This is a genomic window from Pseudomonas sp. BW7P1 (assembly GCF_024981055.1).
Taxonomy (GTDB): domain Bacteria; phylum Pseudomonadota; class Gammaproteobacteria; order Pseudomonadales; family Pseudomonadaceae; genus Aquipseudomonas; species Aquipseudomonas bananamidigenes.
Window position 1 is genome coordinate 370,759 of sequence record NZ_CP103374.1, and the last position, 25,873, is coordinate 396,631.

The window sequence follows — 25,873 nt, forward strand, 5'->3', positions numbered from 1 at the left end:
ATTTTGGCTAGATTCTTTCGCTATTAACTTTATGCCAAACTATTGACCTTCTGGGTGCCATCCTAAACAATCGCCCCACTAATGTCACATTGATATTTACCGGCGACTTGCCCTTGAGCATGTGATCCAGTTCCGGTTTTAAAATTTCCGACATACGGTCATACCGGTTGCCATCATCCGACGCAGCACCCTTGTTTGCTGTGATTCACGACAAGAAGTTCTGGGAAAATCCTCACCATGCGTTCGCCCCTGTTCAAGGCACTGCCTTTCGCTCTCGCCGCGTCTTTCGCACAAGCACAAACCCTGCCCGAAGCCATGCAACAGGCGCTGGATGTCCATCCGGAAATCCAGGCAGGGGTCAACAGTCGATTGGCTGCGGATTATCAGTTAAAGGCTGCCAAAGGGGGATACCTGCCCAAGGTCGATCTGCTCGGTGGTTATGGCCGTGAAGGAACCGACAGCGTCACCACCCGCGCCAATGGCGGTGGTAATCACTGGGAAACCCTGAACCGCGGCGAGTCAAGTTTACGTCTGTCGCAAATGGTTTTTGACGGTTTTGCGACGTCCAGTGAAGTCGGGCGTCAACAAGCCACCGTCAACTCCCGCGCGTACGCCTTGCTCGGCACCTCCGAGCGCACTGCGCTGACGGTCGCCCAGGTTTATCTGGATGTGCTGACCCGCCGCGAATTCGTGCGCCTGGCCGAGGAAAACCTCAAGAGCCACCAGCGCATCTACGACCAGATCCAGTTGCGTACCCAGCGCGGTGTCGGCAGCGGTGCCGACCTCGACCAGGCCGAAGCGCGGATGGCCCAGGCCCGCAACAACCTGATCACTGAACAGACCAACCTCGCCGACTCGGAAACCAACTTCCTCAGTGCTGTCGGCCAGATGCCCGATCAACTGGAGCGTCCGGCGCCGTTCATGGCGATGATGCCGGCCAATCTCAACGAAGCTCGCGCGCAGATGCTGGAAAACAGCCCGATCCTGCGTTCGGCCGAGTCCGACATCGCCGCTGCCGAAAAACAGTACGAAACCGCCAAGTCGACGTTCTATCCGCGTTTCGATGCCGAGCTGGGCCGCACCGCCGACAATGACCTGGACGGCCAGAACGGTCACAACAATGAATGGCAGGCGATGCTGCGCATGCGTTTCAACCTCTATTCGGGCGGAAGCAACAAGGCTGACCTGGAATCCAAGGCCTACCTGTCGAACCAGGCGCTGGACATTCGCAACAACGCCCTGCGTCAGTTGAACGAGGAGCTGGGCCTGGCCTGGAACGCCCTGAACAATGCCAACGCCCAGGTGCCGATCGCTCAGCAGTACGTCGATCACAGCACCGCGGTGCGCACCGCGTACCAGCGTCAGTTCAGTCTGGGCGAACGAACCCTGCTGGATTTGCTCGACAGTGAAAACGAACTGTTCACCGCTTCGCGCCGTCTGGCCGAGATCAAGAACATTCAGTTATTTACTCAATACCGAATCAAGGCGACCATGGGCGAGTTGCTCAAGAGCCAGGGAGTGGTCGCGCCGATGGCATCCGTTGTGCAGAACGACGTGAAGCCCAAGGTTCAGCTGCCCGGGATGAATTGAGTTGTCCCTTTTCAACTGTTAAAGAGTGTCGAGCGTGGAATCAGAAGTCAGTCGAGTTCATCTCAGTCATGATCCACGCGCGATGCACGACGATCCGTTGCTGGATGGTCTGCTCGCTCTTTGCATGCTGCACCAGAAGCCTGCCAGTGCGGCGATGCTGACCACCGGCCTGCCGCTGCCCAAACAGCGCCTGAGCGTCGAACTGCTTCCCCGCGCAGCCGCGCGCGCCGGTCTGCAGGGGCGGGTGCTGCAACGCAAGCTGGAAGAGATTCCGGCCATCGCCATGCCGGCGCTGTTGCTCCTCAAGGATGGCCGCAGTGCCGTCCTGCTCGGCTGGCAGGGTGAGAACGAAGCCCGGGTGCTGCTCAGCGAAACCGATGGCGGTGAGTCCCTCGTCAGCCGCGAATTGCTGGCCGACGATTACCTTGGCAAAGTGTTCTTTGCCCAGCCCCAGCACAAATTCGACGTCAACCACGGCACGCTGATTCCCCGTGCACGTTCGTGGTTCCGCGACACCCTCAAGCGTTCACGCTGGCTGTACGCCGACGCCATCGCTGCGAGTTTCCTGATCAACATCATCGCCATGGCCGCGCCGCTGTTCGTGATGAACGTTTATGACCGCGTGGTGCCGAACCAGGCCGAAGCGACCCTGTGGGTGCTCGCACTGGGCATCACCGGTGCCTATCTGTTCGACCTGATCCTCAAGAGCCTGCGCAGTCTGTGCCTGGATCTGGCCGGCAAGAAAACCGACCTGATCATCTCCGCCACGCTGTTCGAACGCATCGTCGGCATGGCCATGAAGTACCGCCCGGCACGGGTCGGCAGCTTTGCCCAGAACATCCACGAGTTCCAGAGCCTGCGCGATTTCCTCGCCTCGCTGACCCTGACCAGCCTGATCGATCTGCCGTTCACCATTCTGATCTTCATTGTCATCGCCATTCTCGGCGGGCATCTGGTGTGGATTCCGGTGCTGGCCTTCCCGATTGCGCTGCTGATCGGTTATGCGTTGCAGAAGCCGCTGGTGGCCACCATGGAGCGCACCATGGCGCTGGGTGCCGAGCGTCAGTCGAGCCTGATCGAGACCCTCGCCGGCCTCGACGCGGTGAAGGTCAATAACGCCGAAAGCGAACGCCAGTACCAATGGGAACAGACCATCGGCACCCTCAGCCGTCTCGAATTGCGGGTGAAGATGCTTTCCGGCCTGGCGATGAACATCACCCTGCTGATCCAGCAATTGGCCGGGGTGATCATGATTGTCTTCGGCGTGTACCAGATCATCGCCGGCAACCTGAGCATGGGCGGCCTGATCGCCTGCTACATGCTCAGTGGCCGGGCACTGAGCCCGCTGGCGTCGCTGTCCGGTCTGTTGACCCGTTACCAGCAGGCGCGAGTGACCATGACCTCGGTCGACCAGATGATGGAGCTGCCGCAGGAGCGCAATTTCGAAGAGCGCCCGCTGAGCCGCAAGGTCCTGCAAGGCGCCATTGAATGCCGCCAACTCAGTTTTACCTATCCGGAACAACAGAACCCGGCGTTGAAAAACATCAACCTGGTGATCCGTCCCGGCGAGAAGATCGGCATCATCGGCCGCAGCGGCTCGGGCAAGAGTTCGCTGGCCAAACTGCTGGTGGGCCTGTATCAGCCGGACGACGGCGCGTTGCTGGTTGACGGTGTCGACATCCGCCAGATCGACGTCAGCGAGCTGCGCTACAACATCGGTTACGTGCCGCAGGACATCCAGCTGCTGGCCGGTACTCTGCGCGACAACCTGATTTCCGGTGCCCGTTACGTCGAAGACGAGCTTGTCCTGCAAGCCGCCGAGCTGGCTGGCGTCCACGAATTCGCCCGTCTGCACCCGCAGGGTTATGAACTGCAAGTCGGCGAGCGCGGACAGAATCTGTCCGGCGGCCAGCGGCAGAACGTCGCCCTGGCCCGGGCGCTGCTGCTCAATCCGCCGATCCTGCTGCTCGACGAACCGACCAGCGCCATGGACAACACCGGCGAAGAACGCCTCAAGCAACGCCTGGCTGCAGTCGTTGAAAACAAGACCGTGGTGCTGGTGACGCACCGGGCATCACTGCTGTCGCTGGTGGATCGCCTTCTGGTGGTCGACCGTGGACAGATTCTCGCCGATGGCCCGAAAGCCGCCGTGATGGAAGCGTTGAAGAAGGGGCAGATCAGTGTTGCTTAAGTCGGGTTTCAAGGATTCGATCCGTCGCTACTTCAAGGGCTCTGCTTCGCTGCAGGGCCAGCCGTTGCCGGAAGTCAACAAGGCCTTGATCGAGGACGCTCCGCGTGTGGTGCGGCTGACGATCTGGGCGATCATCGGCTTCTTCGTGTTCATGATGCTGTGGGCCAACTTCGCCGTGATCGACGAAGTTACCAAGGGCGACGGCAAGGCGATTCCATCGTCGAAGATCCAGAAAATCCAGAACCTCGAGGGCGGGATCGTCTCCGAGCTGTTCGTCAAGGAAGGTCAGATCGTCGAGGCCGGCGCGCCGCTGATTCGTCTGGACGACACGCGGTTTGCCTCCAACGTCGGCGAAACCGAAGCCGATCGTCTGTCGATGCTGCTGCGGGTCGAGCGTCTGAGCGCCGAGGTCGATGACCGTCCGCTGAATTTCCCCGAGGATGTGCTCAAGGCCGTGCCGGGTCAGGCCAAGAGTGAAGAATCCCTGTACATCAGCCGTCGTCAGCAACTGCACGACGAGGTCGGCGGCTTGCAGGAGCAGTTGATCCAGCGTCAGCAGGAGCTGCGCGAATTCACCTCGAAGCAGGCGCAGTACCGCCAGCAACTCGGCCTGCAACGCCAGGAAATCAACATGTCCGAGCCGCTGGTGGCCCAGGGCGCGGTGTCACCGGTGGAAGTGCTGCGGCTCAAACGCGCCGAAGTGGAAACCCGGGGACAACTCGACGCCACCACCCTGGCGATTCCACGTGCCGAGTCGGCAATCAAGGAAGTGCAACGCAAGATCGACGAGACTCGCGGCAAGTTCCGCAGCGAAGCCCTGACCCAGCTCAACGAGGCCCGCACCGACCTGAACAAGGCCCAGGCAACCGGCAAGGCGTTGGAAGACCGGGTCAGCCGCACGCTCGTCACTTCGCCGGTGCGAGGCATCGTCAACAAGATGCTGGTCAACACCATCGGCGGGGTCATCCAGCCGGGCAGCGATCTGGTGGAAATCGTGCCGCTGGACGACACCCTGCTGGTCGAGGCGAAGATCCGCCCGCAGGACATCGCGTTCCTGCATCCGGGGCAGGAAGCCACGGTAAAATTCACCGCCTATGACTACACCATTTACGGTGGTCTGAAGGCCAAACTCGAACAGATCGGTGCCGACACCATCACCGATGAAGACAAGAAAACCACTTACTACGTCATCAAGCTGCGCACCGAGCGCAGCCATCTCGGGACTGACGAGAAGCCGTTGCTGATCATCCCGGGGATGGTGGCGTCGGTGGACATCATCACCGGCAAGAAGACCGTGCTGAGCTACCTGCTCAAGCCGATCATCCGGGCGCGGGCCGAGGCGTTGCACGAGCGCTAGATCTTCATTGGTCTTTCGGTCCTCATCGCTGGCAAGTCGAATCGTCGCACCGCAGCTCCCACAGATTCCGTGGTAAACACACAAGCTTGTGTCCACCCCGGGTCGCTGTGGGAGCTGCGGTGCGACGATTCGACTTGCCCGCGATGGCGTAAGTGAATTCGCCACGTTACGCACAGAAGTGCCACAAATGGTCACTCACCATCCAGTCCATTCCTAAGCAATCGCCATATCGTTATTCGCTAACGGTATTTAAATTAGTCTTCTTATATCTATAAAGTCAGCATCCTGCGTACCTGCCGACCAATCGGCGCGCCGCACGACACGAACCCACACGCAATCCAGCGTGAGTTTCTGATCGACGCGCGTGCCCTTGAGCGTGCCGTGCGTGGGAGATTGATGATGTCCGCAGCTACTGCTACCCCAAGCGCCGCGACTGTCGCGCCGCAAGTCTTCGAGATTCGCCCGTTCAACGGTGCCGTCGGCGCCGAAATCATTGGCCTGGACCTGACCCGCCCGGTTAACGATCAGGATTTCGCCCGTATTCACCGCGCGCACCTCGATCACCATGTCGTGGTGTTCCGCGACCAGCGCATCACCCCGCAACAGCAGATCGACTTCAGCCGTCGTTTCGGCGTGTTGCAGATCCACGTACTCAAGCAGTTCCTGCTGGCCAATCACCCGGAAATCCTCATCGTTTCCAACATCGTCGAGAACGGCCAGAACATCGGCCTCGGTGATGCCGGCAAGTTCTGGCACTCGGACCTTTCCTACAAAGAACTGCCGAGCCTCGGCTCGATGCTGCACGCCCAGGAGCTGCCATCCGAAGGCGGCGACACCCTGTTTGCCGACATGCACAAAGCCTGGGACAGCCTGCCCGACGCACTGCGCAAAGCTGTCGAAGGCCGCTCGGCTGCGCATTCCTACACCGCGCGTTACAGCGAAAGCAAATTCGAGGGCAACTGGCGCCCGACCCTGACCCCGGAGCAATTGGCTCAGGTCGCCGAGGTCGTGCATCCGGTGGTCCGCACCCACCCGGAAAACGGCCGCAAGGCGTTGTTCGTCAGTGAAGGTTTCACCACCCGTATCGTGGGCCTGCCGGAAGACGAGAGCAAACAACTGCTCGACGAGCTCTACGCCCACAGCGTGCTGCCGCAGAACATCTACCGCCATCAATGGCAGCCCCACGACCTGGTGTTCTGGGACAACCGTTCGCTGATCCACCTGGCTGCCGGCTGCCCTGCGCACCTGCGCCGCAAGCTGTATCGCACCACCATCCAGGGCGACGCGCCTTTCTGATTTACCGGAGACCCGATCATGTCCAAACGTCTTCCATTCGCGCCGCTGGCGGCGGCCATCGGCCTCGGTTTCAGCCTTCTCACCGGCAGCCTGGTGGCGCCGGCGGCGGCCCACGCTGAAGGTGAAATTCGCATCGCCGAACAGTTCGGCATTGTTTATCTATTGCTCAATGTGGTGCGCGATCAGGGACTGATCGAGAAGTACGGCAAGCAGGAAGGGCTCGATATCAAGGTCGACTGGACCCAGTTGTCCGGCGGCGCGGCGGTCAACGATGCGCTGCTGTCCGGTTCCATCGACATTGCCGGCGCCGGCGTCGGGCCGTTGCTGACGATATGGGATCGCACCCACGGCAAGCAGAACGTCAAGGCCGTGGCTTCGCTCGGCAACTTTCCGTACTACCTCGTCAGCAATAATCCCAAGGTCAAAACCATTGCTGACTTCACCGACCAGGACCGCATCGCGGTGCCGGCGGTTGGCGTTTCGGTGCAGTCGCGCTTCCTGCAATACGCAGCGGCCAGACAGTGGGGCGACAAGGAATTCAATCGCCTCGACAAATACACCATCGCCGTCCCGCACCCGGACGCCACCGCTGCGTTGATTGCCGGCGGCACCGAACTGACCGGGCATTTCTCCAACCCGCCGTTCCAGGATCAGGCGCTGCAAAATCCGAACGTGCATGTCGTCCTCAATTCCTATGATGTGCTCGGGCCGAACTCGCCGACCGTGCTGTTCGCCACCGAAAAATTCCGCAACGAGAACCCCAAGACCTACAAGGCGTTTGTCGAAGCCCTGACCGAAGCCGCGCAATTTGCGCAGAACGATAAAGGCGCGGCGGCGGACACCTACCTGCGCGTAACCAAAGCCAAAATCGACCGCGCCGAGCTGCTGAAAATCATCGAAAACCCGCAGTTCGAATTCAGCGTCACGCCAAAAAACACTTACCCGCTCGCCGAGTTCCTCTACCGCGTCGGCGCGATCAAGAACAAACCCGAATCGTGGAAGGACTACTTCTTCCAGGACGCCAGACCGCTGCAGGGGAGCTGATCGACATGAACGCCCCTTTGCAAGGCCACGCGGCCAGCAACCCGATCGTCGCCGCGCAAGCGTTGCTGGCGGTCGACCAGGTCAGCCTCGAATACCGCACGCCGCAGCGCGTCGTGCGTGCCACTCACCAGGTCAGTTTCGAAGTCGATCAACAGGATCGCTTCGTGCTGCTCGGCCCGTCCGGCTGCGGTAAATCCACGTTGCTTAAAGCCGTCGCCGGGTTCATTGCGCCGTGCGAGGGCGAGATCCGTCTGCAGGGTCAGCGCGTCGACGCGCCGGGGCCGGACCGGATCGTGGTGTTTCAGGAATTCGATCAACTGCCACCGTGGAAAACCGTCAAACAGAACGTGATGTTTCCGCTGTTGGCTTCGCGCACGTTGAAGAAAAAGGAGGCCGAAGAGCGTGCGCTGCATTACCTGGAAAAGGTCGGTCTGGCGGCATTCGCCGATGCCTATCCGCACACCTTGTCCGGTGGCATGAAAGCGCGAGTGGCGATTGCCCGGGCGCTGGCGATGCAGCCGAAAATCCTGCTGATGGACGAACCGTTCGCCGCGCTGGACGCCCTGACCCGGCGCAAGATGCAGGAGGAGTTGCTGCGGCTCTGGGAGGAGGTGCGTTTCACCTTGTTGTTTGTCACCCACTCGATTGAAGAAGCGCTGGTGGTGGGCAATCGCATCCTGCTTTTATCGCCGCACCCGGGTCGGGTGAGGGCAGAAGTGCACAGTCATCAATACGATCTGCACAGCCTCGGCGGAGTGGCGTTTCAGGAGTCGGCGCGGCGTATTCATCGGCTGCTGTTCGACGAAGGTCAATCACCGGAAACCGAACGCGAACACGATTTCAACGACATTCGCATCGCTTATTGAGCCACCCGGAGGATCGCCCGATGAGCCATTCATCGTCTGTACGCCAGGAATTCGAAAACCATCTGCAACCGTTGACCAGCGTGCCGGTGGAGCGCCGGTTGCCACTGGGCCAGCGCCTGTGGCAGCAAGGCTGGCTGCGCAAAAGCGTGATTCTGATTCTGCTCGCGGTGCTCTGGGAAATAGTGGCCCGGGTGCAGAACAACGACTTGCTGCTGCCGAGCTTTTTGCAGACCGGTCACGCGCTATACGACGGCCTGCTCAGCGGTGAACTGCCGGGCAAGGTGTGGATCTCGCTACTGGTGCTGCTCAAGGGTTACCTGATCGGCATCGTCCTGGCCTTCGCCTTGACCACGCTGGCGGTCTCGACTCAGTCTGGCCGGGATCTGTTGAGTACGCTGACCTCGATGTTCAACCCGCTGCCGGCGATTGCCCTGTTGCCGCTGGCGTTGCTTTGGTTCGGCCTGGGGCAGAACAGCCTGATTTTCGTGCTGGTGCATTCGGTACTCTGGGCGCTGGCGCTGAACACTTACGCCGGGTTTCTCGGCGTTTCGGAAACCCTGCGCATGGCCGGGCGCAATTACGGTTTGAAGGGCATGCGCTTCGTACTGTTCATCCTGATCCCGGCGGCGCTGCCGTCGATCCTCGCCGGGCTGAAAATCGGCTGGGCCTTCGCCTGGCGCACCCTGATCGCCGCCGAACTGGTGTTCGGTGCCACCAGCGGCAAGGGTGGCCTGGGCTGGTACATCTTCCAGAACCGCAACGAGCTGTACACCGACAAAGTGTTCGCCGGGCTGGCGGTGGTGATTCTCATCGGTCTGCTGGTGGAAAACCTGGTGTTCGACACGCTGGAACGGGTGACGGTGAAGCGCTGGGGCATGCAGCGCTGATTTTTTGATCTGCTAGCATTGCGTGCGGATCAATCCTGATCGGTTACGAGTGCTCAGCATGCAACTTCCGGACATGAACCTGTTGGTCGCCCTCGACGCCTTGCTCGACGAGGGCAGTGTGGTCGGCGCCGCGCGGCGGATGAACCTCAGCGCGGCGGCCATGAGCCGCACACTGACGCGGATCCGCGAAGCCATCGGCGATCCGATTCTGGTACGTGCCGGTCGGGGACTGGTGCCGACGCCCAAAGCGCTGGAGCTGCGCGAGCAGGTGCGTGATGTGGTCGAGCAGGCAGCGCTGCTGTTCCGCTCGGCAGATGCCGTGGAGCTGGGCACGTTGCGCCGACGCTTCAGCATTCGCGCCAACGATTTTTTCGTCGGCGTGTACGGCGGCAAACTGTTCGATACGTTGGATCAACTGGCGCCGCATTGCGAGTTGCGCTTCGTTCCCGAGGGTGACGGTGACGATGAAGCGCTGCGAGAAGGGCGGATTGATCTGAGCGTCAGCAACACGCGCCCGGTGACCCCGGAAGTCAAAGTACAGAACCTGTTTTCCACCCACTTCGTCGGTCTGGTGCGTGAAGATCATCCGTTGCTGGACGGCGAGATCACCGCCGAGCGTTATGCCGGGTTTTCCCATATCAGCATGTCCCGTCGCGGCATTGCCCGTGGCCCCATCGACACGGCGCTGAATGCCTTGGGCCTGGAGCGGCGGGTGGCGGTGATCGCGCCGAGTTTCCACGCGGCAATGTTCGCCCTGCCGGACTCCGATCTGATTCTGCCGGTACCCAAGGAAGCGCTGCTCAGCGTGCGGCGGCTGGGTTTGAAGCTGCGCTCGTTCAATCTGCCGATCCCGCTGCCGACGCTGATGCTGACTCAGGCCTGGCACCCGCGTTTCGACAAGGATCCGGCCCACCGCTGGCTGCGGGAAACGCTCAAGACCTGCTGCGACGAAACCTGGCTGGCGGCGCAACCCTGACGATTGCGTCTGGCGCACTTATAAGCTGCCGATAAGTCAATTTTCGTCAGCACTAAGCCTTACTAAGATGCTCCGGTATTTTTCCCTCCGGAGTTTGCCTGCATGACATCCCTGACGGTTACGGCGCCAATGGCCGCTGCCGCTCCGATGGCCGCCGCGCCACCGGTGTTCGGGGCGCGGATCATCACCGGCCTGGTCGGCGTGCTGCTGGCGGTGCTGGTGTCGGGTCTCAACGAGATGGTGACCAAGGTCGCCCTGGCCGACATTCGTGGCGCCCTGAGCATCGGCTACGACGAAGGTACCTGGCTGGTTGCCGGTTACACCGCGACTTCGGTGGCCGCCATGGCGTTTGCACCGTGGTGCTCGGTGACGTTCTCCCTGCGCCGTTTCACCCTGTGCGCCATCGGCCTGTTCACCTTGCTCGGGGTGCTCTGCCCGTTCGCCCCGAACTACGAAAGCCTGCTGTTGATGCGCATCCTGCAGGGCCTGGCCGGCGGCGCGTTGCCGCCGATGCTGATGACCGTAGCCCTGCGGTTTCTACCGCCGAACTTCAAACTTTACGGCCTCGCCGGTTACGCCCTGACTGCCACGTTCGGCCCCGGTCTCGGTACGCCGCTGGCCGGGTTGTGGACCGAATTTGTCGGCTGGCAGTGGACCTTCTGGCAAATCATCGTGCCGTGTCTGATCGCCATGGCGATGGTGGCGTACGGCATCCCTCAGGACCCGTTGCGCCTGGAGCGTCTCAAGACCTTCAACTGGAAAGGCCTGTTGCTGGGGTTTCCGGCGATCTGCATGCTGGTGATCGGCCTGTTGCAGGGCAATCGCCTGGACTGGTTCGAGTCGAACCTGATTTGCGCGCTGCTGGGTGCCGGCTCGCTGTTGCTGGTGGCGTTCATGATTCATGAATGGTCGCAGCCGATTCCATTTTTCAAGTTACAGATGCTCGGCATTCGCAACCTGTCGTTCGCCCTGATGACCTTGGCCGGGGTGCTGGTGGTGTTGTTGGCGGTGGTGCTGATTCCGTCGAGCTATCTGGCTCAGGTGCAGGGTTATCGGCCGGTGCAGACCGCGCCGATCATGCTGCTGGCGGCGTTGCCGCAATTGATCGCACTGCCGCTGGTGGCGGCGCTGTGCAACTTGCGCTGGGTCGACTGCCGCTGGGTGCTCGGCCTCGGGCTGAGCATGCTGGTGCTGTCCTGTCTTGGCGGATCGCAGCTGACTTCGGTGTGGATTCGCGACAATTTCTACGTCCTGCAATGGCTGCAGATTTTCGGCCAGCCGATGGCGGTGTTGCCGTTGCTGATGCTCTCCACCGGCAGCATCCAGCCCCAGGACGGGCCATTCGCTTCGGCCTGGTTCAACACCGTGAAAGGCCTGGCAGCGGTGGTCGCCACCGGGGTGATCGAGGCGCTGACCACGGCGCGCCTGCACTTTCACTCGACCATGCTGGTTGATCGCCTCGGCAATTCGCCGCTGGCCGCAAGCAACGACCCGGCACTCGCTCATCGCCTGCACGAACAGGCGGTGGTGCTGACTTCTTCGGATCTTTATCTGTGCATGGCTGGCGTCGCGGCGGCGCTGATCCTGCTGATTTTCTGGCTGCCGACGCGGATCTATCCGCCTCGTGCGCCGACCTGACTGGAACAGAAGGTTTTTTATGACGACTCAAGCAAAGCAAAAACTCGCGGTGGCCGTGGCGGCCGCGCTGGCGGTCGGCGTGCTGGTGTCTCTGGCGATGCCCGGCCTGTTCGGCAAGCGCTCTCAGCAGAGCACCAACGATGCCTTTGTTTCTGCCGATTTCACATTGGTGGTGCCGCGTGTGGCGGGGTTCATCAAGGAAGTGCTGGTGGAAGACAACCAACAGGTCAAGGCCGGGCAGTTGCTGGCGCTGATCGATGATCGCGACTTGCGCGCCGCCGCCGAAGCCGCCGATGCGCACACCGTGGTTGCCCGTGCGCAATTGCAGAACGCCAAAGCCACTTTGGAGCGGCAGGCCTCGGTGATCGCTCAGGCGCAGGCATCGGTGGTTTCGGCCAAGGCTGAAATGGCTTTCGCCCAGCAGGAGTTGAACCGCTATAACCATCTGGCCGGTGTCGGTGCAGGCACCGTGCAAAACGCCCAGCAGGCACGCACTCGCATCGATCAGGCGACTGCGCGACTGGACACCGCCACGGCAAAACTGGCGGCGGAACGCAAACAGATCGAAATCCTCACGGCGCAGCGCGATGCCGCCGAAGGCAGCTTGAAGCAAGCTCAGGCGGCGCTGGAAATCGCCAGTTTCGAGCTGTCCTACACGCGCATCACTGCGCCTCAGGACGGCATGATCGGCGAGCGTGCCGTGCGGGTCGGCGCCTATGTGACGCCGGGCAGCAAGCTGCTGGCGGTAGTGCCGTTGAAACAGGCTTATGTGGTGGCCAACTTTCAGGAAACCCAGCTCACCGACGTGCAGCCGGGGCAGGATGTCGTCGTGCGGGTAGACAGTCTTGGTGGTGAAGCCCTCAGCGGTCGTGTCGAAAGCATTGCCCCGGCCACCGGCGTGACCTTCGCCGCCGTGAAACCGGACAACGCCACCGGCAACTTCACCAAAGTCGTGCAGCGGATTCCGGTGAAGATCCTGCTGGAGCCGGGCCAGCCGCTGGCCGAGCGCCTGCGGGTCGGCATGTCGGTGGAGGCGAGCATCGATACCAAAAGCTCGGCAACCTCGGTGCGCGAGGTGACGCAGCGATGAAACGTGTTCAGTCCATCACGATGGTCCTGAGCCTTTCGGCGTTGGCGGCGTGCACCGTCGGCCCGGACTTTCAGAAGCCCGAAGCCACCCGAATCGCCGAATGGGCAAAGCCGTCAAAACCCGCCCCGAGTCAGGCGGTCAGCGAACCCTTGAACGAACGCTGGTGGGACGTCTTCCACGATGCGCAACTCTCAGCCCTGACCCAGCGCGCCGTGAGCAGCAACCTCGACCTGAAACTGGCCAGCAGCCGCCTGCAACAAAGCCGCGCCGCCCGCCAGGTGATCACTGCCGACCGCTATCCAACGACCGCCGCAACCGGCAGTTACGCCCGCAAACGCAACAGCGGTGAAGGTTTGAACGATCCGTCCGGACACAACGGGAATTCTGCTTTCAACCTGTGGGACGCCGGTTTCTCCGCCTCCTGGGAGCTGGATTTCTGGGGCCGTGTGCGTCGGGAAACCGAAGCCGCCGACGCCAACCTCGAAGTCGCGGAAAACGACCGGCGCGGTGTTCTGTTGGCGGTACTCGCCGACACTGCGCAGAATTACATCCAGCTGCGCGGCGTGCAAAACACCCGCGCGGTCACCGAACAGAACCTCGATGTGGCGCGACACAGTCTGAAACTCTCGCAACTGCGCCTCAATGACGGTGTAGCCACCGATCTCGACGTCGCCGAAGCCGCGGCGCAAGTGGCGGCCATCGAATCGCGGTTGCCGGCGCTGGAGCAGCGTCAGGCACAACTGATCAACGCCATCAGCCTGTTGATGGGCGAACCGCCACAAGCGCTGGCCAAAGCGTTATCCACAGACGCGCCGGTGCCGCAGTCGCCGCCGGAAGTCGCCATCGGCTTGCCGTCGCAACTGGCCGAGCGCCGACCGGATATCCGCCGGGCAGAAGCCCGGTTGCACGCCGCCACTGCCAACATCGGTGTGGCCAAGGGCGATTTCTATCCGCGCATCACCTTGTCCGGCAACCTCGGCTCGCAAGCCATGCAACTCAGTGACTTCGGCTCCTGGGGCTCACGGGCCTTCGGTATCGGCCCGCAATTCAGCCTGCCGCTGTTCGACGGTGGCCGCTTGCGCGGCGTGCTGCAACTGCGCGAAGCCCAGCAACAGGAGGCTGCCATCGGTTATCAACAGACCGTGCTGCGCGCCTGGCATGAAATCGACGACCAGTTGACCGCCTACAACGCCAGCCAGCGCCGCCGCGACAGCCTCGCCGAAGCCGTGCGCCAGAACCGGATCGCTCTGCGCACCGCCCAACAGCAATACGTCGAAGGTGTGGCGGACTTCGTCAACGTTCTGACCGTACAAGGCGCGTTGCTCGCCACCCAGGAACAATGGGTGGAAAGCTCCACCGGCGTTTCACTGGCGATGGTCGGGTTGTACCGGGCGTTGGGCGGGGGATGGGAGTCGGTGTATCCGGTGGGGGAGATGGCGCAGCGTTGATGGTCGTGCGGAAAACAAAAAAGCAGGTTGTGCAGCGTTTTTGGCTGCTCAACCTGCAAAGTTTTCGATTTTGATTTGCCCATCAGGAAATGTAGCGATGATTTCAAGTTCGCCGCCCATCGCGCGGATGTAATTGCGCAGCGTGCTGATGTACATATCGGTGCGTCGTTCCATCTTTGAGATCGCCGCCTGATTGATGTGCAGGGTCTCGGCAAGTGTCGCTTGACTCAAAGCCTTGGCCTGTCGCAATTCGTTTAGCGGCATTTCCTTGATGTGTTGTTCGTAGATCGAATCGGCATGTGCCCGGGCTTCGGGTGTCATACGCGCTTCGAGTTCGGCAAATTTCTTAGCCATCTTTGTAACCCTCTTTGCGCAATGTATCGAGGTGCTCATCGTACAATTGATCGGCGAGCGGGACATTGACTTCATACCAGCGATCCTGACCGGTTTTGTCTCCACCGATCAATAGCAGCGCACATCGCCTCGGATCAAATGCATAAAGTATGCGGTACGGTCGTCCGGCATGTTGAACCCTCAGTTCTCGCAGATGGCCATGTCGCGCACCCTTGATCGCGCTGCTGTGTGGAAAGCGCAGGCCTGGTCCGAATTGCCCTAGCAATTTGATGCTCGCAGCCACCGAGCTCTGCTCGTTTTCAGTCAGATCTTCCCACCAATTGCCGAACTCGTCGGTGTATTCGATATCCCAATTCATGGGTGGCGAATATGAATGTTATGGAATATTCCTTCAAGGTTATATTTTCGATGAATTGATCTTAGTCGTTACATAGAATTTCGCCAGCCCTGCGGATGAGTGATGGCCTTTAGCTTGACGCTAAACCCCGCTGTCGTAGACTCCGCTCATCCGTCAGGGAGTAGCGGTCATGCAGCGTTTTCGTGGTTGGGTTATCGGAGTGGCCTTTGTTACGTGTGCAGTCCAGGCGCAAACGCCTGTGCCAGACGATCCGCTGCAGGATAACGTCGGCGCTGCCAATGCCTCGGCCGGCAGCGAGGCGCGGGGTGTATTGCGGGCGCGGGATCAGGCGACGCTGGCCAGCGAGCTGTCCGGGCGGATCGTCGAGTTGCCGTTCAGCGAGGGAGAGTCGTTCAAGAAGGGCGATACCCTGGCGAAGTTCGACTGCTCGGCCTATCAGGCTCAGTTGAATGCCGCGCAGGCCGCCAGCCGTGGCGCCGGCGAAGAGTTGGCGCACAACCGGCAACTGGCGGCGCTCAATTCGGTCGGGCGTTTCGAAGTGGCGCGGGCCGAGGCCAAGGTCAGCGAAACCCAGGCGCAATCTCAGGTTTATCAAGTTCAGGTCAAGCGCTGCAGTGTGGTCGCGCCGTTCGACGGACAAGTGGTCGAGCGCAAGGTGCAGCGCTACGAAAGCGTGGCCGCCGGTGCGCCGCTGCTCGATGTGGTCGACAACCGCACCCTGGAAATTCACTTGCTGGTGCCTTCGCGCTGGATGGCGAAACTCAAGCCCGGCCAGACGTTCAGCTTTGTTCCCGATGAAACCGGGCAGCCGATCGACGCCACGGTCAAGCGCCTCGGCGCGCGGATCGATGAGGGCAGTCAGACGCTGTTGCTGGTAGCAACACTGCCCGAAGCCAAAGGCTTGCTCGCCGGCATGAGCGGCACGGCGCGTTTCCCGGAGCTCAAGTGAACGCCCCGGTGAGCGGCGGCGCCGAGCAGGTGTTCGCGCGGTTTCTCGATCTCGAACGGCAGACCCGCGCCGCCCGCGAGGCTTCGCAGTTGGCCTACAGTCTGGTCAATGACGGGCAGTCGCTGTTCGGCTATCGCCATGCGGCCCTGTTGATCGCCGGCAAGGTGCAGGCGGTGACCGGCGTCAGTGCCGTTGAGCCGAATGCGCCGTTCGTGGCCTTCGTCGAGCAGGCGGTGGCGCAGTTGTTCAAGCAGGATGTGTTGAAGGTGGCCCGTGTCATTTCGCCTGAAATGGTCAGCGAGTCGATCCAGAGCGACTGGCGCAGTCTGTCGGCGTTGCAGGTATTCTGGCTGCCGCTGATCGACCGCGAGGGCCAGATGTTCGGCGGATTGTGGCTGGCCCGCGACGTGCCGTGGAATCCTTCCGAACAAGTGCTGTTGTCGCAACTGGGCGACACCTACAGCCACGCCTGGCTGGCCTTGCAACCGCGCAAACCGTGGCGCCTGCGCTGGACCCGCAAACGCCAGGTGGCGCTGGTCGCTGTGCTGCTGCTCGGTTTGTTGATCCCGGTGCGCCAGTCGGTGCTGGCCCCGGCCGAAGTGGTACCGCTGGGCGGGCGCGTGGTGGCGGCGCCGCTGGACGGGGTGATCGCCGAGTTTCTGGTCAAACCCAATCAGAGCGTGAAAACCGGTGATCTGTTGCTGCGCTTTGAAAGCACCACGCTCAAGGCCCAGGCCGATGTCGCCGAGCGTGCGCTCGGCGTCGCCGAAGCCGAACTCAAAGCCAATTCCCAACGTGCATTCGCCGACGCCGAATCCAGCTCACGGGTGGACCTGCTGGCCGCCCGCGTCGAGCAGAAACGCGCCGAGCGGGATTACGCCCGGGAACTGCTCAACCGCAGCGAAGTGCGTGCCGAGCGTGACGGCATTGCAGTATTCGCCGACGCCGAGCGCTGGACCGGCAAACCGGTACAGACCGGCGAGCGACTGATGGAAATTGCCGACCCGAATCAGGCCGAATTGCGCATCGAACTGGCGGTGGGCGACGCGATTGCGCTGGAGCCGGGTGCCGATATTGCGCTGTTCCTCGACAGCGATCCGTTGCAACGCCACGTCGCCAGACTTGAACGCTCCGCCTACGAGGCGCAACCCACCGCTGGCGGCCAACTGGCCTATCGGCTGGATGCGAACTTTACCGATGCACCGCCGCGCATCGGTTTGCGGGGTACGGCGAAGATCTTCGGTGAACGCGCGCCGCTGGCGCTGTACCTGCTGCGCAGGCCATTGGCCGGTTTGCGTCAGAGTGTGGGCCTGTAAATGAACCTGCCGAGCCTGCGTGCCGACCTGCAACTGTCGCCCGCGGCGCCGGCACTGGACGGTTCGCCGCGCTGGACCCTGGCCGATCCGGTGCGCGGCCGCTATTTCAAACTGGGTGCGGCGGCGATGCGCCTGTTGCGCCACTGGTCCCTGGGCGATCCCGAGCAAGTGCTGCGCGCCGCCAATCGCGAACCGGGTCTGCCGCTGGATGGCGTTGAACTGGAGCAACTGCTGACGTTTCTGCGCGGGCATGACCTGATCAGCGCCCTCGACGATCAGCAACGCGCCAGCTACCCGCTCAAGGCCCTCGCACAACGCCAGAGCCTGTGGAAAATCCTGCTGCATCAATATCTGTTTTTCCGGATCCCATTGTGGCGGCCGGACGCGTTTCTCAATCGGGTGTGGCCGTGGCTACAGCGCGTGGGTCCCAACATCCTGCGCTACGGTTTTCCGGCGACCCTGGGGCTCGGGGTGTTTCTGGTATCGCGGGACTGGCAGCGCTTCGTCGGCACCTTCCCCCACCTGTTCAGCCTCGGCGGGGCAATTTCGTTCGGTGTGGCGCTGTTCTTCGCCAAGCTCTGCCACGAATTCGGCCACGCCTTCATGGCCAAGCGCGCAGGGTGTCGGGTGCAGAGCATGGGCGTGGCGTTCATGGTCTTGCTGCCGATGTTCTACACCGACGTCAGCGATGCCTGGCGGGTCAACGACCGGCGTGCGCGGCTGCTGATCGGTGCCGGCGGGGTGCTGGCGGAATTGCTGCTGGCGTGCATCGCCTTGCTGGTCTGGTCGCTGTTGCCCGACGGGCCGGCGCGCACGGCGGCGTTCATGCTCGCCAGTGCGACCTGGATCACCACGCTGGTGGTCAACCTCAACCCGTTCATGCGTTTCGATGGTTACTTTCTGCTCAGCGATCTGTGGGAAGTCGACAACCTTCAGGGCCGGGCATTTGCCTACTGTCGCTGGCGTCTGCGTGAGTTTTTGTTCGGCTATGGCGCACCGGCGCCGGAGCCTTGGTCGCCGGCGATGCAGCGGCGTTTGCTGATCTGGGGGTATGGCTCGTGGTTATGGCGTGCGGCGTTGTTTTTCGGGATCGCGCTGGCGGTCTATCACCTGTTCTTCAAGGTGTTGGGGATCTTCCTGATGCTGGTGGAACTGGTGTGGTTCATCTTTTTGCCGATCATGAGTGAGTGGCGCCAGTGGTGGAGCCGCCGCGAACAGGCTCACGGCCCGCGCGTGCTGCTCAGCAGCCTGGCGGTGCTTGGCCTGCTGCTGGTGCTGATCGTGCCGTGGCGCAGCGCCGTGGAATTGCCGACGATGCTCGAGGGCGGTCGGGCCAGTGCGTTGCATGCACCGATGGCGGCACGGATCAAAACCGTGAAGGTTGTCGACGGCCAGACTGTCGCTCAGGGTGATGTGCTGATCGAGCTGGAATCGCCGGACCTGGATTCGCGGCAGGCCATCGTCCGTCGGGAAATCCGGATTCAACAATTGCTGATGCGCCGTCAGGCCGGCCGCAGCGAAACGGCCGCCGATGCCGGCATCGTCGAACAGCGACTGGCCGAAGCCGTGGCGGAATACCGTGGCCTGAGTGCCCGCCGTGAACGCCTGCTGCTGCGGGCGCCCCATGCCGGCACCGTGCGTGATGTGCTGCCGAACCTCACGCCGGGTCGCTGGCTGTCGAGCAATGATGCGTTGGCGCGGGTCGTCGAAGACGGCTCGCGCCTGCGCGGTTATGTGGCCGAAGCTGAATTGTGGCGGGTCAGACCGGGCGCCACCGGGCGGTTTATCGCCGACGACCCGATGCACCCGGCGATCACCGTGAAACTCGATGAAATCGATACCAATGGCGTGGCCTATGTCGATCAGGAAGCCTTGACCTCCGATCATCACGGACCGATCGCCGTGCGCCGCGACCAACAGCAACGGGCGGAGCCGGTGCAGGCGCAATACGGTGCACGATTGACTACGCTGGATCAGCCATCGACACCGGCGCAGCCATTGCGCGGCGTGGTGGTGTTGCAGGGCAGCGGCGAATCCGTACTCGGCGTGGCCTGGCGACGGCTGGCGGCGCTGGGCGTCAGGGAAAGCGGTTTCTAGGGAGCATGAAGATGACGGAAAACCTGGCAGCGGACGGATTGGTGGTGCGGCCTTCGCGGGCGACTGACGGCCCCTTTTTGCAAAGCCTGTATCAATCGGCGCGGCCGGATCTGCAATGGATCGACGGCGAGCAGGAACAGGTGCAGCAAATCGTTGCCCAGCAGTTTCAGGTGCAGGAGCAGGGCATGGGTGAAAACCACCCCAATGCCATGCACTACGTCGTGGAAAAACTCGGCACGCCCATCGGTGCGCTGAGCACCGATTTTGGCCCCAATGAAATCCGCGTGTTGTACATCGCCTTCATCCCTCAGGCCCGGGGCAAGGGTTACGGACGAACCGTGCTGCAAGGCGTACAAAAGGCCGCGCAGCAAGTGCGTTGCCCGGTGGCGACGGTGGTCTGGGCCAACAATCCCCATGCACGTCAGCACTATCTGGCGCTGGGCTTTACCGTGGAAGAGCGCAACCCGGCGGCGGAGCGTCTGGTGTGGTATCCCCAGGGCTGAGTCAGATGACCGAGTCGATATCAAAGGTGTGTGGAGCGCCGATCCTGTGGCCATAAAGTGTCGCCATTAACGGGTCATCTTCACTGGCGTCCGGCGCCATGGCCAATTGTTCCGTCACGAGGTTTTCCGGGTGCGCCTGCCAGCGCGGCAGGCTTTCGGCCAGGCGTTCCGGGTGTTCTGCCGGCACGCCATAGACATCCATGGCCGTCATGCGTCGATGCCGCAGCCGGACCAGTCGTTCACGGGTGGTTCGAATGAGATCGACCTCTCGATTGAGCGCCTGGAGAACTTTTTCCCGGCTACGGACATAGCTGTCCGGCCGCCCCCGCAGATTGTTGCGCTGGGTGCGCAGCTGATCGGTGATGCGTTGCAGGGCCGATTCGACCAGCGCGAATTCCCGCTCGGTCACCAGCGTTCGGTTTGAGTCCAGTGCTTCCTGCCAGCGTCGCAACACTGCCCAGCAAGCCGGAATGTAAGCGCCCGTCATCGAATGATGCCTGGCGTCGAAGATCTGCCTGAGCAGGGACGGGCGATCCGGCAGACCTCGCTGCTGCCGGATCGCCACGTCGCACGCGGCGTGTTGGCTGATGGTGTCGCATCCCGGTTCCCAGAGGATCGACGACATCTGCTGACGGTTGAATTCCACCGGCATGGCATGACGCAGATGGCCGTGATGGTCATAGGCTTCGCCAGTCCAGTTGGTGATCCCGGCAACGAACACCGACAAGCCCACCGGCACATTGACGAACGTCAGCGCCGCCCCGGTGCCGTAGATGTCGGCCTTGGTGTTCATCCAGCTGCCGGGCACGCTGGGCACCGGGTCGTTGTGATTGACCATGCGGTGGTGCACGAGATCGGCGGCACCCCTGACGAAATCCGCGTCCCCGGCGCGGGGGGCGCCGTAGGTGTAGAGCTGGATGTTGTAGTTGAACCCGGCTCTTCGGCGCAGCATTTCCGAGAGCAGTAATGTGATCGCACCTCCGAGGCTGTGGCCGCAGATCAGGAGGTTTTGGCCGGTGTAAAAGCGATCAAGATAGCTGACCACAAAGGCTGCGGCCTTTTTAGCTGCTTCATAGAATCCACGATGGACTTGGCCATCACCTTCAGTAAATGGCACTTGCAGGGCATCGGCATCGCGCAATCCGTCGGCGATTATCTCGGCAGTACCACGTACAGCTATCAAAATGAGTTCGTCATTGTGGGTAATAAAGGCTTGGGTGTCGGTGCTGTCTTTATTACCGATGTCGTCGAGGAAGTGAACACTGGCCGGGTGTTCCAGATCTCCTTCAGGCGTCGGTCTGTTCATGGGGTAGAGGTTTGGATCGAATGGTATGATTTCTAGCCGCCTCGAGTAGGGTACGTCCTCATAAAGCGGGTAGTAAGCTTGGTTTTGAGCGCTGTCGACTTTCCACAGCTCTTCGCATTTGGCCAAGGAATCACCAAACCAATTGCCAACGCTTGGTTGCAGAGGAAAGCCTACTGTTTTTGTTTCTGCGGAGGGAATTTTGGGCTTCTGGCCGAAAGGGCAGTAACTCAGAGTTGCCATCAATGCGAGCTGGTATAGATTGAGTGCGCAGAACTCCGGGGCTGTGGACAACATTGGACGCAACGATCGGAGCGGGCGCACTTCCAGAACGGTGTGACGTTGCGGCATCAGGGCGGCGCCGAATTTGCCGTGTTCACGCATGATGGCTGCACACCCGGAATCTAGGGGGTAATCGCGAAATACCTCCGGTGGCAGGTGTGAAACGTGTCTGACCAGATGACGGACCTCAACTTGAAAGTAATCCCCTCCGTTTGCAACCTCGGGTCGTTCACGCGTGCGAGTGGCATTCGGGTTCAGGTAGCGGGTTGCTTCTGCGCGAACCTGAATCTCGGTTATTTTCAGAGGGTAATGTGGTCTGACTTGCAGATATGAATAGTACTTTTCCTTACCTTCATACGCTTGATCAAACAGCAGCGATACAGGCCCCGCAAAGTGATTATCCACCCTGCCTCTGCCCTCCGCGTCAAGGCGGCCTGTGTATTTGTAGCCTTCAGAGTCGGTGGCGACATAGGTTAGTCCCGCATAGGGTTTACCCGAGCAGAACTCGTCGATGAGCTGGAAACTGGTCCAGTTTCCACCGACAGGACAGTTCAGCAGACGGCTGCTCAATGGCGATTGCAGATCCTTTTCCAGTGATGTCATTGCGAAACCTCCTTATTCCGTGCATCCGGGATATACAGTGCATTGCTTCCCATCTGGCATTTGAAAGCTGCTGAAGTCTTTGTAGTTGCCGTAACAAAAGGCGTACTGATCCTCAGCGTTGTCGCCCATACAGCGTTTCCATCCATTTGGTACTTTGACCCATGTGTCGCCGATGGCAGGCTTTTCTTCCTTGGCCAACCTGACTTTCAATTCCATGGTCTTGCCCGGTAGTTGTTCAAGGGTGAAGGCGGAAAATGTCTTGCCCTGCTCTCGGGTTCCTTGAGCATTGGATGAGGAGCAATCAAGAATTTTGACGATACGACGGTTGGTCCCCACTGTGCGGAACCGCCATTCGCACTGGCTGTAAATGAAGCTTTCTCCAGCATCGTTGAAGGTGTTTTTGTACTGTTCTTCCAGCACATCACGAATGATCACCATGCCTTGATCACCGCTGATGTCTCCCCAGTCCTTGCCATACGCAGAGTTGATTTCCAGGGAGATTTTTCTGACCACCAAAGGACATCCTTTAACCGTCTTGCGAATCGTGATTTCGGCATCCGGTTTGTAGTCCGTTCGCCACTTGCTGTTGAACACCGGCGCAAGGTTGTCGCGTCTGTCGACGGTACAGGTCTGGCCTTTTTCGGGGGCGTAATGCACCGCTGCGACATAGGCGAATCCCGGTGGCAGATCGGCAGTGAAAGTGAAGGTGTTGGGCAGTTCGCTCCTGCAGCCGCCCAGTGCCGCGAAACAGCCGATCAGACCGAGGCTTTTGAGCTGAATCTTCATCAAGGTGTCTCCCCGTTCCAGCTCTTCGAAAGCTGGTAAACCCGATCAAAGTGTTCCTCCGGCGTTTCCTCCGGGCGGGCTTGCCAATGGGGCGCTAGATTGGGGGTATGGAGACTCTGGATCAGCAGAAACTCCAGCCGTTCCGGCGCCAGCCAGCCCCAGGCTTCGGCCAGCGTCAGCCGTTCTTGCAGCCAGATGTGCGGATCCCGGGAGCGCGCCAGTTCGGCGTAAGCCTGTACATGCCCGGCCAGCAGAAAGCGGTGGGTATTGGCCAGGCGGATCTCCATGGCTTGCTCGTCAGGTATCGACAGTTGCAGCCACGGCGGCGTGTCCGGCACGGGGTAGCTGCCCGGCGCGGGGTTGTCGGTGACCTGCCAGTGCGAACCCTGCCAATGGCAAACGCTGATCGCCGGCCCGAGATACGCCGGCAACGCCTCGACCGGCAAATGTTTCAGCGCCCGGCCCAGTACGCGGTTGTCGTGAAAGCGGTACAGCGCCTGATGCGGACGAGTGCCGATGATCAGCCGCTCCTGCCAGTGTCGGACCCACGCCTTCAAATCGCCTTTGCCCAGGCTGGCGAACCACCCCCAGTGGCTGTCCGGTCTGTCGAGCAAGGCGTCGAGACGACGGTCATCGGGTTGGTCGAAGGTGAAGAGGAACGGGCCGGTGTCTGCCAGTTCGGCGACGGTGGTTTCGCCGTAGACACTGGCGTATTGCTCGTAACGGCAGCTTTTCAGCCAGCGCTGACGCATCTCGCGTTCGTTCTGTGAATCGAGAACCAGGCACAGGAGGCGGTCGGCACGGTGCTGCTCGAGCAGCCAGCGTCGTACAGGGGCGTCGGTCATGCAGCGGCCTCCGGCACCGTGCACATTCCGGCGCGGCAGGCTTCGCAGATCGGGCAGAAGTCGGCCCCCAGGGTTTTACTGGCAGCCATCAGTGCCTGTTGCGAAGGCGCGACCAATGGCGGCAGGGGTGCAGGAACCGGCAGATTTTCAATACCGTCGGGCTGCAGCAGCGGGGCGCGCAGCAAGGGCGCGGGCACGCCGCCGATCAGCAGGTCGCTGCTGCCGAAAAGGCCGCTGTGATCGAGGACAAAATGCTCGCCACCGACTTTCAGACTGATGCTTTTTCCGGCCTCCAGCACCAGATGTTCGCCAGCGCTGAGGCACAGCTGTCCGGCGGCTTCGGTGGTCAGTGATTGACCGACCCGGGTGTGGCTGCTGTCGCCGACGTGCAGGTAATCGCTGGCCTTGAGATGGGTCTTGCGATGACCGGTCACGAGGCGGTGTTCCTCAGCGTGCAGCGCACTGAAGCTGTTGCCCCTGATGGTTTCCCGGCGTTGGTTGCCGATGTCCAGATGACTGTCGTGCTCGACCTTCTGTCGCAGGTCGCGCTGGGCGCGCAGGTAAATCTGCTCCTGGCCTGCGCGGTCTTCGATCATCAGCTCGTTGAAGCCTGAGCTGTCCGGCGAGCTGCGGGAGCGAAACACACTGCGGGTCTTGTGCGCCGGCAACTCGTAAGGCACCGGGTTGGCGCTGTTGGTCAGGCAGCCGCTGATCACCGGATGGTCGGGATCGCCGTGGAGAAAGGTCACCAGCACTTCCATGCCCACACGCGGAACGATCATGCAGCCATGAGCATTGCCGGCCCAGCCCGAGGCCACGCGCAGCCAGCAACTGCTCTTGTCGTCGTGGCGGCCCTCGCGATCCCAGAAGAACTGCACCTTGACCCGGCCATACGCGTCGCAATGAATGTCTTCGCCTTCCGGGCCGGTGACCACGGCGGTCTGGGTCGAGCCGATGCGGGGTTTGCGGTAGCGCAACGGCGGTCGATGGATTGCCTCCCAGGGCGTTGCGGTGAAGTGGTTGCGATAGCCCTGGATGAAGTCTTTCTCGGGATCGGCCGACGCGTGGCTGGCGGTTTCCTCCAGCACTTGCGGTTGTTTGCCTTCATGGCGGATTTCGGTCAGCAGCCACAGGTCGTTCAATGTCGGATCGGGGTGTTCGGCCAGTGACAAGAAATGCCCCGACACCAGCGCCGGTTCGTTGCTGTCGCCTTCTCCCAGGCAACCATCGGCGCGGTGACCCTCCAGGGCTCGCCGGGCCAGCTGCTTGCCGTGCTCGCGATCGAGGTAACGTCCCGGGTATTCGTAAACCCCGGGATCTGGCTGGAGATGCCGATCGGATTTTCGGGCATCCGCCTCCAGCGTCATTCGCGCCTTTTTAAAGTCGTAGGCGCGGCTGGAGGTGTGGTCGGGCCGGGTTTCGAGCCGGTAGTCGAATCGCTGAATCACCGGCCTGTCGGCCACCATGGCGTTGTGCGGTTTAAAGCGTGTTGGCCGTGAGAGGCGGGGAAACACGGTCTGGTCGTCGCCAAAGACCAGCAGGTGCCCGTCACGGCCATGACGGAAGTGGTAATGCAAACCGTCTTCCTGGCACAGACGCTGGATGAAGTGCAGGTCGGACTCGTTGTACTGCACGCAATACTCACGGTCCGGCAGCGGGTGACCGATGCGCAACCGATAGCGGTCAGCGTGAATGCCATGTTCTTCGAGGATCTGCGCGATGATGCGTGGGACGCTCAGGTTCTGGAATATCCGTTGATTGATGCGATGACGCAGATTGGCCAGAAGAGGCGCAAGGGTCAGACGGTATCGCGTCAGCCGTTTGCCGATGTGGCCTCGGGCGATGTGCTGGATCTGTCCATGGATGCCGTGTTCCTGGTCATCGAGAGCAAGAAAGGCCAGCTGATTCAGCAGGCCTGGAAGGTCGGCATCCGGCCTCGGGCTGACCAGTTCGATCCGGAAAGAAAAAGGCTCGTTGATGGCTTCGCTGCCGCTGAAGGACAGCACCTGAAAATCGTGTTTAACGTCGTCGATCGTAAGGCGAAAGCGTGCGTTGGCATCGAACATCCGTTGTTCCTCGTCCAGTGACGGATTC

At 61.3% G+C, this 25,873-nt stretch carries 21 protein-coding genes; 15 read left to right on the forward strand and 6 right to left on the reverse strand.

The window, feature by feature from the left end:
* Positions 1–237 precede the first annotated feature (237 nt).
* The 11 genes from NWV16_RS01675 (at position 238) to NWV16_RS01725 (ending at position 14,383) form a co-directional block, all read left to right on the forward strand.
* Positions 238–1,590, forward strand: a complete 1,353-nt coding sequence (locus NWV16_RS01675) for a TolC family outer membrane protein (RefSeq protein ID WP_260521721.1) — start codon at positions 238–240, stop codon at positions 1,588–1,590.
* 34 nt (positions 1,591–1,624) lie between these two features.
* Positions 1,625–3,781 carry a type I secretion system permease/ATPase gene (locus tag NWV16_RS01680; protein WP_065258111.1) on the forward strand — a complete coding sequence of 719 codons (2,157 nt, stop codon included), beginning with the start codon at positions 1,625–1,627 and terminating at the stop codon, positions 3,779–3,781.
* Positions 3,771–5,138 (forward strand): HlyD family type I secretion periplasmic adaptor subunit, encoded by a 1,368-nt coding sequence (locus tag NWV16_RS01685; RefSeq protein ID WP_065258110.1) that lies wholly within the window; start codon positions 3,771–3,773, stop codon positions 5,136–5,138. The genes NWV16_RS01680 and NWV16_RS01685 overlap by 11 nt, the downstream gene beginning before the upstream one ends.
* 399 nt (positions 5,139–5,537) lie before the next feature.
* Positions 5,538–6,434: a TauD/TfdA family dioxygenase gene (locus NWV16_RS01690; protein WP_260521722.1), complete on the forward strand. Its 897-nt coding sequence runs from the start codon at positions 5,538–5,540 to the stop codon at positions 6,432–6,434.
* An 18-nt stretch (positions 6,435–6,452) separates the two neighbouring features.
* Entirely contained in the window at positions 6,453–7,478 is a 1,026-nt protein-coding gene (locus tag NWV16_RS01695; RefSeq protein ID WP_260521723.1) for an ABC transporter substrate-binding protein, read from the forward strand.
* Between the two features lie 5 nt (positions 7,479–7,483).
* On the forward strand, positions 7,484–8,344 hold the full coding sequence (locus NWV16_RS01700; RefSeq protein WP_260521724.1) for an ABC transporter ATP-binding protein: 861 nt from the start codon (positions 7,484–7,486) through the stop codon (positions 8,342–8,344).
* Between the two features lie 20 nt (positions 8,345–8,364).
* Entirely contained in the window at positions 8,365–9,231 is an 867-nt protein-coding gene (locus NWV16_RS01705; RefSeq protein WP_260521725.1) for an ABC transporter permease, read from the forward strand.
* Positions 9,232–9,289: 58 nt separating this feature from the next.
* On the forward strand, positions 9,290–10,207 hold the full coding sequence (locus NWV16_RS01710; RefSeq protein ID WP_260521726.1) for a LysR family transcriptional regulator: 918 nt from the start codon (positions 9,290–9,292) through the stop codon (positions 10,205–10,207).
* A 102-nt stretch (positions 10,208–10,309) separates the two neighbouring features.
* Positions 10,310–11,845: an MFS transporter gene (locus NWV16_RS01715; protein ID WP_260521727.1), complete on the forward strand. Its 1,536-nt coding sequence runs from the start codon at positions 10,310–10,312 to the stop codon at positions 11,843–11,845.
* A 19-nt stretch (positions 11,846–11,864) separates the two neighbouring features.
* Positions 11,865–12,935, forward strand: a complete 1,071-nt coding sequence (locus NWV16_RS01720) for an HlyD family secretion protein (RefSeq protein ID WP_260521728.1) — start codon at positions 11,865–11,867, stop codon at positions 12,933–12,935.
* On the forward strand, positions 12,932–14,383 hold the full coding sequence (locus tag NWV16_RS01725) for an efflux transporter outer membrane subunit (protein WP_260521729.1): 1,452 nt from the start codon (positions 12,932–12,934) through the stop codon (positions 14,381–14,383). The genes NWV16_RS01720 and NWV16_RS01725 overlap by 4 nt, the downstream gene beginning before the upstream one ends.
* Positions 14,384–14,431: 48 nt before the next feature.
* Here the strand turns inward: NWV16_RS01725 and NWV16_RS01730 are convergent, their stop codons facing one another.
* Positions 14,432–14,737: an XRE family transcriptional regulator gene (locus NWV16_RS01730; RefSeq protein ID WP_064382656.1), complete on the reverse strand. Its 306-nt coding sequence runs from the start codon at positions 14,735–14,737 to the stop codon at positions 14,432–14,434.
* Positions 14,730–15,095, reverse strand: a complete 366-nt coding sequence (locus tag NWV16_RS01735) for a type II toxin-antitoxin system RelE/ParE family toxin (protein ID WP_260521730.1) — start codon at positions 15,093–15,095, stop codon at positions 14,730–14,732. The genes NWV16_RS01730 and NWV16_RS01735 overlap by 8 nt, the downstream gene beginning before the upstream one ends.
* A 169-nt stretch (positions 15,096–15,264) precedes the next feature.
* On the opposite strand from NWV16_RS01735, the gene NWV16_RS01740 reads away from it, so the two are divergent.
* The 4 genes from NWV16_RS01740 to NWV16_RS01755 are packed head-to-tail and all read left to right on the forward strand — an operon-like array spanning position 15,265 to position 19,960.
* Positions 15,265–16,044 (forward strand): efflux RND transporter periplasmic adaptor subunit, encoded by a 780-nt coding sequence (locus tag NWV16_RS01740; RefSeq protein ID WP_260521731.1) that lies wholly within the window; start codon positions 15,265–15,267, stop codon positions 16,042–16,044.
* Positions 16,041–17,360: an efflux RND transporter periplasmic adaptor subunit gene (locus tag NWV16_RS01745; RefSeq protein WP_260521732.1), complete on the forward strand. Its 1,320-nt coding sequence runs from the start codon at positions 16,041–16,043 to the stop codon at positions 17,358–17,360. The genes NWV16_RS01740 and NWV16_RS01745 overlap by 4 nt, the downstream gene beginning before the upstream one ends.
* Positions 17,361–19,457 carry an HlyD family efflux transporter periplasmic adaptor subunit gene (locus tag NWV16_RS01750; protein ID WP_260521733.1) on the forward strand — a complete coding sequence of 699 codons (2,097 nt, stop codon included), beginning with the start codon at positions 17,361–17,363 and terminating at the stop codon, positions 19,455–19,457.
* A gap of 11 nt (positions 19,458–19,468) precedes the next feature.
* On the forward strand, positions 19,469–19,960 hold the full coding sequence (locus NWV16_RS01755; protein WP_409519316.1) for a GNAT family N-acetyltransferase: 492 nt from the start codon (positions 19,469–19,471) through the stop codon (positions 19,958–19,960).
* Position 19,961: 1 nt separating this feature from the next.
* Here NWV16_RS01755 and NWV16_RS01760 read toward each other — a convergent pair whose 3' ends face one another.
* From NWV16_RS01760 to NWV16_RS01775, 4 genes are read right to left on the reverse strand one after another with little or no spacing between them, the layout of a single operon-like run.
* On the reverse strand, positions 19,962–22,148 hold the full coding sequence (locus tag NWV16_RS01760; RefSeq protein WP_260521735.1) for a lipase family protein: 2,187 nt from the start codon (positions 22,146–22,148) through the stop codon (positions 19,962–19,964).
* A gap of 12 nt (positions 22,149–22,160) precedes the next feature.
* Positions 22,161–22,934, reverse strand: coding sequence for a hypothetical protein (locus NWV16_RS01765; RefSeq protein WP_260521736.1), 774 nt, complete (start codon positions 22,932–22,934; stop codon positions 22,161–22,163).
* Positions 22,934–23,779 carry a DUF4123 domain-containing protein gene (locus NWV16_RS01770; protein ID WP_260521737.1) on the reverse strand — a complete coding sequence of 282 codons (846 nt, stop codon included), beginning with the start codon at positions 23,777–23,779 and terminating at the stop codon, positions 22,934–22,936. Before NWV16_RS01770 ends, NWV16_RS01765 begins: the two co-directional genes overlap by 1 nt.
* Positions 23,776–25,845 (reverse strand): type VI secretion system tip protein VgrG, encoded by a 2,070-nt coding sequence (locus NWV16_RS01775; protein WP_260521738.1) that lies wholly within the window; start codon positions 25,843–25,845, stop codon positions 23,776–23,778. The genes NWV16_RS01770 and NWV16_RS01775 overlap by 4 nt, the downstream gene beginning before the upstream one ends.
* Between the last annotated feature and the right edge of the window lie 28 nt (positions 25,846–25,873).

What these genes read in the sequence shown, in the direction of transcription:
- NWV16_RS01720 (WP_260521728.1), top strand. Translation starts at nt 11,865, where the DNA reads ATGACGACTCAAGCAAAGCAAAAACTCGCGGTGGCCGTGGCGGCCGCG.
- NWV16_RS01690 (WP_260521722.1), top strand. Translation starts at nt 5,538, where the DNA reads ATGTCCGCAGCTACTGCTACCCCAAGCGCCGCGACTGTCGCGCCGCAA.
- NWV16_RS01705 (WP_260521725.1), top strand. Translation starts at nt 8,365, where the DNA reads ATGAGCCATTCATCGTCTGTACGCCAGGAATTCGAAAACCATCTGCAA.
- NWV16_RS01775 (WP_260521738.1), bottom strand. Translation starts at nt 25,845, where the DNA reads ATGTTCGATGCCAACGCACGCTTTCGCCTTACGATCGACGACGTTAAA.
- NWV16_RS01760 (WP_260521735.1), bottom strand. Translation starts at nt 22,148, where the DNA reads ATGACATCACTGGAAAAGGATCTGCAATCGCCATTGAGCAGCCGTCTG.
- NWV16_RS01755 (WP_409519316.1), top strand. Translation starts at nt 19,469, where the DNA reads ATGACGGAAAACCTGGCAGCGGACGGATTGGTGGTGCGGCCTTCGCGG.
- NWV16_RS01735 (WP_260521730.1), bottom strand. Translation starts at nt 15,095, where the DNA reads ATGAATTGGGATATCGAATACACCGACGAGTTCGGCAATTGGTGGGAA.
- NWV16_RS01730 (WP_064382656.1), bottom strand. Translation starts at nt 14,737, where the DNA reads ATGGCTAAGAAATTTGCCGAACTCGAAGCGCGTATGACACCCGAAGCC.
- NWV16_RS01725 (WP_260521729.1), top strand. Translation starts at nt 12,932, where the DNA reads ATGAAACGTGTTCAGTCCATCACGATGGTCCTGAGCCTTTCGGCGTTG.
- NWV16_RS01710 (WP_260521726.1), top strand. Translation starts at nt 9,290, where the DNA reads ATGCAACTTCCGGACATGAACCTGTTGGTCGCCCTCGACGCCTTGCTC.
- NWV16_RS01740 (WP_260521731.1), top strand. Translation starts at nt 15,265, where the DNA reads ATGCAGCGTTTTCGTGGTTGGGTTATCGGAGTGGCCTTTGTTACGTGT.
- NWV16_RS01765 (WP_260521736.1), bottom strand. Translation starts at nt 22,934, where the DNA reads ATGAAGATTCAGCTCAAAAGCCTCGGTCTGATCGGCTGTTTCGCGGCA.
- NWV16_RS01700 (WP_260521724.1), top strand. Translation starts at nt 7,484, where the DNA reads ATGAACGCCCCTTTGCAAGGCCACGCGGCCAGCAACCCGATCGTCGCC.
- NWV16_RS01750 (WP_260521733.1), top strand. Translation starts at nt 17,361, where the DNA reads ATGAACCTGCCGAGCCTGCGTGCCGACCTGCAACTGTCGCCCGCGGCG.
- NWV16_RS01715 (WP_260521727.1), top strand. Translation starts at nt 10,310, where the DNA reads ATGACATCCCTGACGGTTACGGCGCCAATGGCCGCTGCCGCTCCGATG.
- NWV16_RS01695 (WP_260521723.1), top strand. Translation starts at nt 6,453, where the DNA reads ATGTCCAAACGTCTTCCATTCGCGCCGCTGGCGGCGGCCATCGGCCTC.
- NWV16_RS01770 (WP_260521737.1), bottom strand. Translation starts at nt 23,779, where the DNA reads ATGACCGACGCCCCTGTACGACGCTGGCTGCTCGAGCAGCACCGTGCC.
- NWV16_RS01675 (WP_260521721.1), top strand. Translation starts at nt 238, where the DNA reads ATGCGTTCGCCCCTGTTCAAGGCACTGCCTTTCGCTCTCGCCGCGTCT.